9 protein-coding genes and 1 CRISPR repeat array are annotated in these 14,286 nt (G+C 47.3%); of the genes, 4 read left to right on the top strand and 5 right to left on the bottom strand.

What is annotated here, in order from left to right; genetic code table 11:
- Positions 1-4: 4 nt before the first annotated feature.
- The 4 genes from C7460_RS18915 (at position 5) to C7460_RS18900 (ending at position 4,470) form a co-directional block, all read left to right on the top strand.
- Entirely contained in the window at positions 5-1,420 is a 1,416-nt protein-coding gene (locus C7460_RS18915; RefSeq protein WP_115869702.1) for a hypothetical protein, read from the top strand.
- On the top strand, positions 1,417-1,839 hold the full coding sequence (locus C7460_RS18910) for a secondary thiamine-phosphate synthase enzyme YjbQ (RefSeq protein WP_115869701.1): 423 nt from the start codon (positions 1,417-1,419) through the stop codon (positions 1,837-1,839). Before C7460_RS18915 ends, C7460_RS18910 begins: the two co-directional genes overlap by 4 nt.
- 86 nt (positions 1,840-1,925) lie before the next feature.
- Positions 1,926-3,026 carry a Fic family protein gene (locus C7460_RS18905; protein ID WP_115869700.1) on the top strand — a complete coding sequence of 367 codons (1,101 nt, stop codon included), beginning with the start codon at positions 1,926-1,928 and terminating at the stop codon, positions 3,024-3,026.
- A gap of 40 nt (positions 3,027-3,066) precedes the next feature.
- On the top strand, positions 3,067-4,470 hold the full coding sequence (locus C7460_RS18900; protein ID WP_115869699.1) for a DASH family cryptochrome: 1,404 nt from the start codon (positions 3,067-3,069) through the stop codon (positions 4,468-4,470).
- Positions 4,471-4,473: 3 nt separating this feature from the next.
- Here the strand turns inward: C7460_RS18900 and C7460_RS18895 are convergent, their stop codons facing one another.
- The 5 genes from C7460_RS18895 to cas9 form a co-directional block, all read right to left on the bottom strand.
- Positions 4,474-5,478 carry a glycoside hydrolase family 5 protein gene (locus C7460_RS18895; protein WP_115869698.1) on the bottom strand — a complete coding sequence of 335 codons (1,005 nt, stop codon included), beginning with the start codon at positions 5,476-5,478 and terminating at the stop codon, positions 4,474-4,476.
- A gap of 78 nt (positions 5,479-5,556) precedes the next feature.
- Complete coding sequence (locus tag C7460_RS18890) at positions 5,557-6,462, bottom strand: YitT family protein (RefSeq protein WP_115869697.1); 906 nt, start codon at positions 6,460-6,462, stop codon at positions 5,557-5,559.
- Positions 6,463-7,504: 1,042 nt separating this feature from the next.
- Positions 7,505-8,197: a CRISPR direct-repeat array (repeat unit 36 nt; unit sequence GTTGTGATTAGCTTTCAATCATTAGATTACAACAGG).
- 84 nt (positions 8,198-8,281) lie between these two features.
- Positions 8,282-8,623 carry a CRISPR-associated endonuclease Cas2 gene (gene cas2 / locus C7460_RS18880; RefSeq protein ID WP_245986478.1) on the bottom strand — a complete coding sequence of 114 codons (342 nt, stop codon included), beginning with the start codon at positions 8,621-8,623 and terminating at the stop codon, positions 8,282-8,284.
- A complete protein-coding gene (gene cas1, locus C7460_RS18875; RefSeq protein WP_115869695.1) occupies positions 8,620-9,516 on the bottom strand; it encodes a type II CRISPR-associated endonuclease Cas1 in 897 nt (298 codons plus the stop codon). Before cas1 ends, cas2 begins: the two co-directional genes overlap by 4 nt.
- Before the next feature lie 89 nt (positions 9,517-9,605).
- Positions 9,606-14,249 (bottom strand): type II CRISPR RNA-guided endonuclease Cas9, encoded by a 4,644-nt coding sequence (cas9, locus tag C7460_RS18870; protein ID WP_115869694.1) that lies wholly within the window; start codon positions 14,247-14,249, stop codon positions 9,606-9,608.
- Between the last annotated feature and the right edge of the window lie 37 nt (positions 14,250-14,286).

Below are 14,286 nucleotides of genomic sequence, written 5' to 3'. Positions count from 1 at the left end.
GTATATGAACAAACTTTGGATCTTGATTTTGGCTTTTGGCCTGGTGACACTGGCCTGTGAGCCTGAGGAGGAGCAAATCGGTAAGTCCGGAAGCATGAAGCTGGCATTCAGCTCAGACACGGTGCTGTTCGACACCTTGCTCTCCTCTCGTACCAGCCTGACGAAGCGCTTTCGGATTTACAACCCCAACAACATGGCGGTAGAGATCGAAGAGATACGCCTGGCGGGGGGAGCACTTTCTGACTACTCGATCATCATCAATGGAAAGAAAACGAAATCTGTCCAAAAGGAAGTGCTTTTTGGTGGCGACAGCCTGCAGGTGCTTGTAGATGTGGACATAGATCCGCAGGATGAAGACACGCCCTATCTGGTGAAAGACTCTGTGGAGGTCAGCTGGAACGGCAACCAGGCCCATGTGAAGCTCGTGGCCTGGGGGCAGGACGCCCACTACCTCAATGGGCAGGCAGTGTGCGACGAAACCTGGACGGCAGATCGGCCTTATGTGATCTATAACCTGGCGATGGTGGAAGAAGGCTGTAAGCTCTCCATGGAACCAGGCACCCGGGTGTACCTGGACAATGGTGCTTCGTTTATTGTAGCAGGTTCGCTAGAAGTAAAGGGTGATACCGCCAATCCGGTGGTTTTCCGAAACACTCGATTTGATGAAAACTATCAGGAAGCACCCGGCCAGTGGGGAGGTATCGTGTTTATGGCTTCCAGCACCGGCAACACGCTCTCCCATGCGGTGATCGAAAATGGCCAGATCGGTATCGGTATAGGTTATGATTTTTACGAAAGTGAAAACGGGGTATTTCTTGGACCTGAAAACAGCCCCGAGACAGCCGATATTACCATAGACCACACCATCATCCGACACATGTCTACGGCAGGGATCTTTGGGATCTCTTCAGAAGTATACGCCTGGAACACCGAAGTGTATGATGCCGGCAGCTTTTTGGTGGCCAACTTTGCTGGAGGGACGTATCGCTATGAGCACTGCACGTTTTCCAATGTAGCCAGCCACTTCAATACCACCGACCCCATGATGCAGTTTGCTGACAATATCGTGCTCAGCGACGAAGAAAACCTGGTGCAGGACCTCAGCGTGAGCATTACCAACTCCATTCTTTGGGGGCAGGGCGAAGAACAGCTGCTGATCAGCAATGCCGGCGGAGGGCAGTTGGATACCACATTGGTGTCAAACCTCATCCGCTCTGAGCAGGAGTGGCCGGGCAACTACGTTTCTGACGAACGCGACTTTCCCGGTTTTGCCGATCCCTTGCTTTTTGACTTTAGTCTGGACTCGCTTTCTTTTGCTCGCGACAAGGCCAAAGCTATAGGCATCACGGATGATTTGCTGGGCATGCCGCGTGATGAAAAACCAGACATAGGCGCTTACGAAAGAATAGATCAGCAATGAAAACCTTTCAATCCCATTTACAACTGCAACCTTTTTCCCGAGGCTTTCACCTCATCACCCGAGAAGTGGAAAATGCCATTCCGGATATTGCCAAAATAGATCAGGGCATGTTGCAGGTTTTTATACAGCACACATCGGCAAGCCTTACTATCAATGAAAACGCTGACCCTACTGTGCGCATGGATTTTGAGTCGCATTTCAATGAAATGGTGCCCGAAAACGCTCCCTACTACAAGCACACCTACGAAGGGCCCGACGATATGCCTGCACACATCAAGGCTTCATTGCTTGGCCCGTCAGTGATGATCCCTATCACCAATGGACGGCTGGCGCTAGGCACCTGGCAGGGGATCTATCTCTGCGAGCATCGCGACTATGGCGGTGGCAGACGACTCGTACTCACGGCCTGGGGAGACTAGCAGCTGCCGGTATGATGCGATTAGGCGCATTAATCGGCTCAAAATTGATTATATTTGAGCCGATTACTCTAGATAATCGGCTCACTATGCCCTACAACTGGCAACTACATGACTGGCCACATTTTCGATTTGATGACTCAGTGATTGAGCATGAGGTCATCGAGATGGTACACCTTGTCGGCAAAACACACGGAATGTACGAAGGGCTTACTGATCAGTTTCGTGACGAAACGCTCATCAATGCCCTGGTGGAAGAAGCCGTAAAAACCTCGGAAATAGAAGGGGAGTATGTCAGTAGAAAGGATGTTTTGTCATCGGTTCGTCACAATTTGGGTTTTGAAAATTCTCATCATTCGGATGATCATCGAGCGCGAGGCGCAGCAGATCTGGTGATGTTGTCGAGATCCGACTGGAACAAACCTTTGAGTGAGCAGATGCTCCACGCATGGCACAACGCCTTATTACAAGGAAATAAAGACATTGCTCTTGGCCGATGGCGCACACATAGCGAACCAATGCAGGTAATATCTGGAGCTTTGGGCCAGGAGCGTGTACATTTCGAGGCCCCACCTTCTCGTGAAGTTCCAGGAGAAATGTCCCGGTTAATCGATTGGTATAACGGGAAACCAAGTCATGGAGTGAGTCCAATGAAATATGCTCCTATCAAGTCAGCTTTGGTACATATTTATTTTGAAAGCATTCATCCTTATGAAGATGGTAATGGTCGTATAGGACGAGCCTTGTCTCAAAAAGCTCTGTCCGAAGGGTTCGGCTATCCTGTGATGGTGGGTCTTTCTCCGGCCATTGAGGCTAAAAAGAAGGAGTATGATGCGGCACTCATGGAGGCTCAAAGTACTCTGGATGTTACCTCTTGGCTACAATACTTTCTGGGTGTCCTGAAAGAGGGCATATTGACGACCGATGCGATGGTGCGATTTACCTTGAAAAAGGCATCGTTCTTTGATACGTATGGCGAATCTTTAAATGAGCGGCAGCTGAAAGTAATTCGCAGGGTGTTTCAGGAAGGGCATTCGGGATTTGAAGGTGGTCTTTCGGCCCGCAAATATATGGCGATCGCCAAATGCCCTAAAGCCACTGCTACACGTGATTTGCAGTACCTTCATCAGCAGGGCATCCTGCGAGTAGTCGGTGCGGGGCGCAGTACCCGCTATGAGCTCATCTACTAACGATACGCAACATTTCGCTACTACAGCCGGTTAGGCCCGCATGAAAGTAAAACGCGCCATAGTCTGGTTTCGCAATGACCTCCGCTTGCATGACCAGGTGACCCTAAAGCAAGCAATGGAGCAGGCCGAGGAGGTCATTCCTGTATATATTTTCGATCCGGAACGCTGGCGGCACATGGAGCCGGGCTTTGTGAAAACGGGGGCCTTCCAGACGCAGTTTCTGCTGGAAGCGGTAGCCGACCTTAAAAATAACCTCAAGTCTGTGGGTTCGGGGTTAATGATTTATCAGGGCGTACCTGCTACGCGTTTGTTGGCTGTAGCCGAATCGTTTGGTGCCGACAAAGTGTTTGCCAGCAAGGAAGTGACCTGGGAGGAAACTCAGCAGGAAACGGCCGTAGCTCAGGCGCTGGAGGAGGCTGGAAAGTCTTTGGAGCTGGTTTGGCAGGCTACACTTTTTCATGAAGAAGATATTCCCTGGCCCATTCAGAAGCTACCTGAGGTATTCACCCAGTTTCGAAAAGAAAATGAGAAAAGTACTCCCATAAGACCAGCACTTCCGGCTCCCAAAAAAATCCCTACTCCTGAGCTACCAGATACCAACCTGCCCGACCTGGAGAGCTTTGGCTTGGCACCTGTGCTGAGCGACCCACGTGCCGTGATGTCCTTTGCCGGTGGGGAAACAGCAGCCTGGAAGCGCCTCCACCACTACTTTTGGGATACCGACGAACTCAAAAACTACAAATGGACCCGCAATGGCTTGCTGGGTGCGGATTACTCTTCCAAGTTTTCGCCCTGGCTGGCACATGGATGTGTCTCACCACGAGCCATCTATGAGGAGGTGAAGCGCTACGAAACGGAACGGACCAAAAACGTATCCACCTACTGGCTAGTGTTTGAGCTGATCTGGCGCGATTACTTCCGGTTTGTCTGCAAGCGCTATGGCCGCTCGGTGTTTTTCCGCAAAGGGATCAAAGGCAAACCCTTGGAGCTGACGCAAAATCTGGAGCTGTTCGAAAAGTGGCGTACCGGTATGACGGGCGTACCTTTTGTAGATGCCAACATGCGGGAGCTGCTGCTGACCGGCTTTATGAGCAACCGCGGCAGGCAAAACGTGGCGAGCTACCTGGTAAAAGACCTCAACATCGACTGGCGCTGGGGTGCGCGATGGTTTGAATCACAGCTGCTCGACTATGATGTGTGCAGCAACTGGGCCAACTGGATGTATGTAGCGGGGGTGGGAAACGACCCACGCGAAAACCGCTATTTCAATATCCCCAGCCAGGCCAGGAAATACGATGCTAAAGGCGAATATGTGCGTACCTGGGTGCCTGAGCTTGCCGCAATTCCGGGAGGAAATATTCATTTAGATGAACTAAGCGAGCGTGACATCAAAAGTCATGGGGTAGCGATTGGCACCGACTATCCGTACCCTATCAACCGGTAGGAGTTACGGTTTGGATGGTGAGTAGCTTTCAAAATGCCGCTTAAAAAAAGCCCCCTGCGTAGTAGGCGTGTAGTCCCAGTCACTAAAAAGCATGGGTGACCACAGCGGGTCAAACACCCAGGCGACATAGGAGATCTCGCGCTCGTCGCAGTAGGTGGTAATGGCTTCTCCATAGGTTTCGTCGCTGATCACCGGGATATGCGCTCCCTTTTCATTAGCTAGCGAAAAGCCTATTTCCGTAAGGATCACGGGATATTTTTCTTTGATCAGACCCCAATCTTCGGTCCAGGCATTTTCCCATGGCTGAGGTCGCTTTTGTGGATAGGGATGGCTCACATAGCCGATGCCTTGCCGATCGATAGGGTTTTCATAAGCTGCAGTGAGGTCATAGGCCCAGTTGAATCCTGCTACGAGGGGTATGCCTGTTGCTCCATGCGAACGTATGATGGTGATCATCTCTTCGTTGAGGGCCTTCCAACCTTCCCAATTAGCAATGCCTAGTTTTCCGCCGTTGGTGGTGGGCTCATTGAAGAGCTCATAAAACGCCACCGTTGGGTTGTCTCCATAGCGCTGGGCGATGGTTTGCCAAAAAGTAAACGTCTCCTTTCGGGTGGTTTCATATCCGGGTTTGAAAAAGAGCTCCGACTGGAGGTTGCCGATGCTGTGCCAGTCGATGATGACGTACAAGCTTCGCTCGGTACAGAGCCGAACCCCTTCGTCGAGCAGCTGGAGGTAGGCCTCTGCCCCGCGTGCTTGCCAAGCTCTGGGGTGCACCGGAAACCGCACTACATTGGCGCCCCACCGCTTGATTTCATCAAAATACCCGGCATCCCAGTGTCCTTCCTTTTCCAGCTTGTCTGGGTCACTGGTGCTCACCCCGCGAAGTACCACCGTTTGGCCGCTTTCGTCTACAAACTGATTTCCGGATATGGAGAGCCGCGAGAGCTGCCCATAGCTGCAGATGCTACCTATGCTGGCGATGATCCATACGAATAGGGTGTACTTCATGGCTAATACATTTTTGATAAGGCCAAAAGTATGGGGTATGGGAGTGCCTGAGGGGACTCGTATGTGCAGGATTAGGGATTACTTTTTCTGCTTGAGCTTTTTGAGCGGCAGCTTCTTGATCATTCCTCCACGGATGTCTTTTACCTTAGACATCACCAGAAAGGCACCAGCGTCTATCTTGTCGATTTCGGCCTCCAGCCGCGCTACTTCCAGTCGGGTGATGACCGTATAGAGGATGTTGGTATTGGCTTTTTCCTGCTGCTGTAGGCTAAAACCCTTGCTCCCATGGTAGATGGTAGCTCCCCGGCGCAGGTTGCTGAGGATCATCTCGCGGATTTCGGCGTGCTTGTCAGATATGATCGTCACTCCGATGTATTCGTCAAAGCCCTCCAACACAAAATCTACCGTACGTGAAGCCGCAAAATAGGTGATGATGGAGTACATGGCCGTCTCGATAGACAAGAGGTAGGCCGCCACGGAGAAGATGATCACATTGAAAATGAGGATCAGCTCCCCTACGGAAAAGCCCGTTTTCTTTCCCAGATAAATGGCCAGGACCTCTGTGCCGTCTATGATGGCGCCACCACGTATGGAAAAGCCGATGCCCAGGCCCAGGAAAAACCCACCAAATACTGCGACGAGCAGCGGATCATCCGTAATGACGGGAAAGTGGAAGTTGTAAATGACGATGGCGAGCAGGGAGATGCTCAGAAAACTTTTGATGGCGAAGCTGCGGCTGATCTGCCACCAGCCCATCACCAGAAACGGGATGTTGATCAGAAAGATAAAAATGGATGGGCGCCCGTCGGTCACGAGTGCGAGCAGCAGAGAGATACCCGTGACGCCACCATCCAGCACGTCGTTGGGCAATAGGAAGCTCTCCAGCCCAAACGTGGCACACATTACCCCGATAAATATGAGGAAGGATTCGCGTGAAAACTGACGTATTTTTAGTCGGAGTGCCGGTGTTTGCGTGCTCGCCATAAGGTGGAAGATGGATAGATGTGTAAGATAAGTTCGAAATTAGGAAGGCGGCTGTGCCCTCGCAAAAAAGCATTGAAAATTTCTTAGAGTTTTTGGGGTGAGGAATGGATTGTTAAAAGACACTGGGGGGTCTTTCTTTCTTGCATGTAAAACCTTAGAGGTTTTTGAAACCTCCAAGGTTTCGATTAGGATAATGTGCTGCAATTGTCTTACGCTTCGCGACTGGCCGTCCGCGACTGGCCGTCCGCGACTGGCCGCCGCCCAGCCAGTCAAACCTCAAGTCTTACATCTCGAGTCTAATGTCTAATGTCTAAAATCTCTTGTCTCAAAAATTTGTTAAAAAACGGGTAGTTGAAGTGTTGATTCTAACTGAGGCATTTTGTAATATGCCATCCAATCCGTGGATGGGAAGAGTTGTAGCTCTTTTAAAATGAAATTTCTATGCCAGACTACCGCACACCGCTGGAGCCCGATGAGGTATATCATGTGTATACGCATGCTACAGGAGCGGATGACCTTTTCCGAACGGCAGAGAATGGTCGCTATTTTCTAGAAAAATATGCAGAAAGAATTCATCCGGTGGCTCAGACGTATGCCTATTGTTTGATGCCTAATCATGTGCATCTTATGATTCGAGTACGGTCTGTAGATGAGCTCCTAACCCTTTCAGGGTTTCAAACCCTGAAAGGGTTGGAGCTTTCTAATAAAATCAGTCAGCAGTTTGCGCATCTTTTCAACGGCTACACGCAGGCTTACAACAAGATGTATGATAGAAAGGGAGCGCTATTTCGCTCTCGGTTTTATCGTAAGCACATAGATAATGCAGCCTATTTCACAAAACTCATGGCTTATATTCATTACAACCCCGTGCATCACAAATTTGTAAAATCACCAGATGATTGGCTTCATAGCAGTTGGCATAGTTATTTCACACAGCAGCCTACCCGGATAAGTCGGGAGGAGGCTTTGAGCTGGTTTGGTGATTTGGAGGACTTTAGAAAATTCCATGAAGTGGCTAAGCGAAGTGACATCAGCTTACCATTTGAAGATTAGCTTTCAATCATTAGATTACAACAGGTTCGGTCTTACCGGTGGCACGTCCCCAGATGTTGTGATTAGCTTTCAATCATTAGATTACAACAGGCTCGTAAGATTCAACAACGCCATCTGCATAGTTGTGATTAGCTTTTAATCATTAGATTACAACAGGTCCCACTCCAGTATGTCTACCGCATCTTTGGTTGTGATTAGCTTTCAATCATTAGATTACAACAGGGATGGTACCAAACCTGCTCTCCAGGTCGGCGTTGTGATTAGCTTTCAATCATTAGATTACAACAGGGATTTGCGCTAAACAACATCGGCAATGCCTGTTGTGATTAGCTTTCAATCATTAGATTACAACAGGCCTATCCATGGAGCCATTGATGCGCGATGTGTTGTGATTAGCTTTCAATCATTAGATTACAACAGGCAGCTCAGATGCTCGAGCACCGACAGTTGTGTTGTGATTAGCTTTCAATCATTAGATTACAACAGGCCGTGACTGCAGCTGAGCAAAGTCGCCTGAGTTGTGATTAGCTTTCAATCATTAGATTACAACAGGTTTATCTGAAAGTCCTCACTCATTATAGTTGTGATTAGCTTTCAATCATTAGATTGCAACAGGGCTATTCTACGGATGTTAAACACCTATTCAGTTGTGATTAGCTTTCAATCATTAGATTGCAACAGGATACCCTGATGTAAGGGCCATATTATCAGTAAGATAGGGCTATAAATCCCGGATAAATGAAGCACATTTGTCCGGGATTTTTGATTAAAAGAGCTCTAATTGCTGTGGTGGCTCTGGCGTGTCGGCCTGCTTCGTGGCTTTAAAAATCTCCATCATTCCGAACTGTTTGTCCGTAATTCGAATGATGGCTACATGACCTTTTGGGGGAAGATGCATTTTTACACGCTTGATGTGTACCAGTGCATTTTCCATACTGGGGCAGTGGCGCAAAAAAATACTAAACTGGAAACGAGTAAAGCCGTCTTTTTCCAGCATGTCCACAAATCGCCGGTAGTTGCTTCGGTCTTTTTTCGTTTCTGTTGGCAAGTCAAAAAACACTAATACCCACATGATTCGGTATTGGTTAAAGCGCTCTTGCGAACTCACAGTTTTGGCAACTTGAGCTGCTTTAGCTCGCCACTGTAAACCTTGGCCAGGCTGCTGCTGGTTTGCTGCACAGCCAGCATGAGTGGACTTTTCTGGCTGTTTATACTTACATCCAAGGTGGGGATTTTCAAAAGCTCTTTTTTGATAGGAGGGGTGAGCGTATCGTAATCTTCCAGCGACCTGACTAGCTCCAGTACCATTTCGTCTACGTACGGTCGATATGGCTCCATCACATCATCAGCAAGGCAGTAGGCATTGTACTTGTTGCTATGGTGAAAGCCTATGGCCAATAGCAGTCCACTTCCGGCCAGTGCTCTGGCTACAGTGGCTCTCAAGATGGCATAGCCGTAGTTGAGCAGGTTGTTTGGAGCACCTTCAAATCTTCCTCGCTTAAACGCCTGCAAGTGATCTTCAAACAGTAGCTTCCAATAGTGAGCAGCAGCACGGCCTTCCAGGTTTTCGGGATCGCCCGGTTTCACTATAGATGCCCACCGCTCCATGTTAGCTACTTCCAGTCCGTTTTGGCGGAGCAGTGCGGCCTGGTTTTCTATTTTGGCGCTTATGGTCTGTTGCCAAAGCCGATTATTGAAAGCTTCTGTAGCGCCAAGCTGATGCCGAAGCTGCTCCTGATAGGTATGACTTCCTGATGTGCGCAGTAGCAATCCTTGTGGTAAATGAAAACTGTCGCATGTAATGATGGCTGCATTGACCTCCAGCAGTGAGCTCAATAGGTGATGGCTCAGGGTGATGCGATGGTCTTCTAGCAGCAGGAGACCAATATCCTCTATTGGCACTTGTCGGCTTGGTTGATCATCTGGGTAGCTGACCTTGAGCTGGCGCTTATGCACAGATAGATGCGCCGGATTAGCGAAATATAGAGTTCGTTTAATCATTGGGGTGGGGTTTAATGTTGATATGATCGAGAAAAATGAAAATTAGCCGCCAGTTGAAAAATCTAAACTGCGGCTAATTCTCTAAAAGATTAGTCAAGCTTTGGCGCTATCTGGCCGAGTCTATTGACGGAAAGCTTGATGCATTCATCCTTAATACGTAGGGAGTCCGAGTCTAGTGTTGTTTCTAGTTTATTTAAGCTTCCCATTTCACCAAACGAGGATTGAGCATCATATGATTTAATTGGAGAAGCTATTCTCGCATTTACAAAGTGACATTCTCTCCCAGTAGAGCTTACCATCTTATAGATTCTGTTGGCTTGTTCCCTGGAGAGGTTGCTAAAGTCTGGCAGGCTGTCCTCTTCTGGGAGCGGAACATAGACCAGGTCGTTAGGAGTAAGATGAAAGAGCAGGGGCTCCCCTTTTTCACTTTGCTCAGGTACGGGTTTCATTCCTTGTTTCAGTCGCTCTATTACCTCGTTGAGCGGTACTGTCGCATAGCTTCTTTTCCCATTTTTACCTTGATATACCGCAAAAAACAGATTGGTACCTGAATCCGCTTGAGCGAATTTGACTTTAGTATTTGGACGAGATCCTAGTGGAAACTTACTTTCAGAGGCTTCAGTAATAGGTAGAGAATTTACTTTGATTGCTCTGTCTGCATTAAACCTTTCTAATCCCTCAACGCTGAAAGCTTGATTTATGTCGTCATCATTATTTTCTAGGTGAGATAACAAATCTTGCATTAATTGTAAGTCACCAATTTTATAGATTAATTTAAGTACCGCCTTCCTTGTTTTCACTCCTCCTTGGCCTCTATTGGAAAGGATCGAAATAGGTTGGCGCTTTCGATAGCGTATTTCAGGAAGCTTGAATATTCCATGTGTTATTTCAAGGCCATTTTTGTTAAGTATTGGATTCTTTTTCAAGAACTTCTTGGCTTCCCCTATCCTGCCATCGAACCGTTCTATTATCTCTTCCAATTTTACTCGTATTTCCTGATCATCTAAAAATTCTTTTTTACCTAGTTCTGTAAGTTCTAATACTTGAAAGACATATTGTCGTTTTGCATAAGGAAGCGGAGTATGCATGGATTTTCTAATGGCCCAGCTATCGCCTTTAGTTTGTTTCACTTTTCCTTTTTTAGGCTTTCCTTCTGGGGTTAGCCGGAGTTCGCCATTCTCATCTTTATAGGTCTGGTAGTAGTTTGTGGTTTTGTTGATTACTCGGAGATTTTGCTTAAAGCTCACTACCAGTGTTTCCAGTGCTGATTTCGCATCCTGGGTGAGGGTATCCCACGGCTTGATGAAGTTTTTAGGTACTTCACGTGATACCGGCCCTTTTGCATCAGTCTTCATATAATTAATCAGTTCATATACTCTCAGTTTTCTATTGAGGTCATGCCGTTCTTTAGATTTTGCGTGCTTATTATTTAGCAGGTTTACATGATCTCGGGAAGTACAGGCTACTACCAGCGCATCCAGCGCATGGTGCCGGTGGTCGATGCGTTTTTTGCTAAACCCTTTAGCGTATTCTACGGGTACTGTTGGTATGGTTTTGCCCCAGGTGTTTTCCGAAGTAAATGCATTGGTGCCTGAAATAGCATTCATACGCTCAAACCGGGGAAGAATCAGTTCATTCCATACGATGTTGAGTCCCCAGTCCTGTTTGAGCCGGGAGGTGATCTTTCCCGTACACGGGATCAGGTTTTTAGAGTTGACTCCCTCATCCTTATGCTCATCTCGCACTATGTTGGAAAGCACCGTACTCACAAACTTGCTGATGTAACGGGTGTCGTTCATTTGGCGCTCTATCATCTTGTCAGGAATCTCTTCCATCAAGAGCTTATTGAGCTTTCCTTTGTTTTGGCTGTAGTGATTGTTGACAAAGTCTACATATTGGTCATTTGTAAATACCGTTATTTCTTTGTCTACCTTGCTACCGCTATGGTTTTTGATAAATTCCCTACCTAGCTGATTGTCCTTGAGTGCATTCACCTCTGCTTCACAGAGGACTTTATTGCCAAGACTATCGTCAAAATACCGGCTTTGAGGTATGATATGCTCTATTTCATAAGCTTCTGTAAAGAGAAGACTTAACGGGATGACCCGCCCGGTATACGGAGACTGATATTTTTGCTCTAGCCAAAGCTTGTAGCGCTGGAGTTCAGATAGTTTGGGTAGTGCAGTCTTACTGATTTTGGCGATATCATCCGGTATATCGTTTTGAGAAGCCAATACACCTTCCTCATAGATTTTAAGTGCTTCTTGTTGTTTTGGAGAGTGCGGGCGTACGTTTTCCACGGGGAGTTTGCCGTCTGTATTGTTTTTGAGCTCAGCTATCAGCAGCCTTATGCGTTGGTTGGTTGCTTCATTAGCTTTTACAGTATTTGTAAGTCTCTGTCTTTCCTGTGCTGGATTTTTCATTTCGCGACCGAGCTCCACGTGTATTTCATCAAAATAGTTAGCCGCCCCTGCTCCGTAGTGCATCCAAATATCTCGTACCACACGAAGCGTTTCGGTCATTACCTGCTCTACTATCGGGTTACGCAAAGTGTGCTGTTTGAATTCTTTAAGATAAGATTCGAGATCGTCTATGGACTTCCAGTGGGTAACCAAAGCAGACTCAGCATGGCGATTGTACACCACATACTGAGCGAGCCAAAGCGGGAGTCCCTGGAAGTGATCCAGTTCGGTTAGGCTGTTGGCTTCAGTCTTTTCCCGAATGAGTGTGCGTATGGTATCGTCTGCTTCTCCATTGATTATATTCTCTATTCGCTGTTTGGTTTTGGTATCCATGGCATCTGCACTCCAATGTGCACCTGCTCGCATGAGGGGGAGCAGTTTTTTTATAGCCTTTTCTGAGAATGTCCCATAATCGCTTGGGAACGGAGGGAACTTAATAAATGCTTCACGAAATGAGGCTGTATCAATATCAGTACCGTGCTTTTCGTTGTATTTGGAAGCAAAGGACTCCAGAGCCTTGGCATACTCCATACGGTCAGTTACCGAATAGATGATGTGCCAAAGTTGGTATTCCGTTTCAGCTATCAAAAACCTTTCGGGAATTCCTTCTACTACTTCCAGGCGTTTGACAATAGCAGATCGAGTTTCGTTGAGTGGGTATGATTTTGATTTGTCAGCCTCCTTTGCCTGAGCGTCATCAAAGACGTAGTTCCAGCGATACTTCGCCAATGCTTCTTTGCAGTCCTTTCCTCGTGATGAGCCATAGAAGTATTCAAAAAGCTTTACATGGTTGATTTCACTTAGTGTCATCAAGTGGTCAAAGAGCTTCACCCGGTCTTCCTGAGATGGAATTAATTCTTGGGTAATGTCTTTATCACCTTCCTTGGTATATATTTTCAGATTTTGAAGCCACTGCCACACTCTAAACTCCTGATATAAGGGGTGGGATTTTGGGATGGCTTTTAGGGGTTTACTTCTCCAAACCAGTTGGCCATTTTCATCTTTGACCTGGTATCGGCGAGACTCCAGTTTACAGTCGCTGATGGAGGACTTTTGGCTCCTTAGTGGACGTTGATAAAAGATAATATCTTGTATGATGAGATGCTTCAGGTCTTTTTTCGCAAGTTCTGACCGATGGGCTTCATTGTAGGGGTATAGCTCCAGAAGGCACTCCTGATACTTCTCCGGCGCAAAAAATTCAGGCTGCACCTCCATTTGCTTTTTGAGAATTTGCTGTAGCTCTTGTTTGTAAAACTTTCGTTCGATGGTACGTACCAGTTTGCCCCTAATTTTTTGGTTGGGTTGCTGGAGTAGTGCATCATAGATGTATTCACCTACTGTTTTACCTGATTGGCCAATGTGCTGCTCAGTTTTTTTCTTGATGAGCGTCCAGTCGTCCTCTTGAGGAGATCTAAAGCTTCTTTTTTCATTCCCTTCTTTGTCGGTTTTTACCGTACCATCGGGGTTTAGGTCAGTTGTGACTATAAAGTCTCTGGTGGTTCCCTCCCATTGGGTTAGAGGTGTTTTGCTTGATCGCCTGTATACCCAACCATTTTCCAAGATTATCGAATGCCAGACCTCCCCTTTTCTATTTGGTTCTGAATCCATTTGCACTTCTGATATTCTCAACGAGTGAAATTCCACGGTTTTGTTTGGAGTTTCTTCTTCCTCTTCACCCCTTAGCTGATAATAGCCGCGTTTTTGATTGAAGTTTAAAACGATCCACGCTAGCTCTTCTTTGGTGATGGCCTGCCTTAGGGCTTTTTTACGGAGGTAGTAAAGCGTCCAATCCTGAGGAACTTTAGCTGGCTGGCCATTTCTGTTTTTGCGATTTAAGATTTGAGGTTGGTGTTTTTTGAAATCCTCAAGCATTTCATCAAAAGAGTCGCTGAAGATGAATTGACCATCTGCATTGTAGGGGAGCTTTGGTTCTGCGTGGGCAATAAACTGGCCCGGCCGCTGATCAAAATCAATGTGTCTGGCATAGTGCAGGGGAAGCCAGTCAAGGACGTGCAGGACACGGTGAAGCCGCTCCCGTCTGAGTAGGTGGCGCTCTCTGAGCCGTCGCACGCTTCTAAACTGGGTACGCTGAGCCGTTTGCGAGATGGTATTTCCACTATCAAAATCACCCATTTGCTCTTTGGTCATGGGAATGATCCGGCTGCCCAGCCCTAATATTTTACCTTCTTTTTGGTCAAAGTTGTGGTCGATCAGTGCCCAGCCAATGGAGTTGGTACCGATATCCAGTCCGAGAATTTTTTTCGTTTTCATTATGATGGTGTTGGGAATTAAACAGTATCTTTAAATC

The sequence above is a fragment of the Marinoscillum furvescens DSM 4134 genome (genome assembly GCF_003386095.1).
Lineage (GTDB): Bacteria > Bacteroidota > Bacteroidia > Cytophagales > Cyclobacteriaceae > Marinoscillum > Marinoscillum furvescens.
This window is presented reverse-complemented; position numbering and strand designations above follow the sequence as displayed.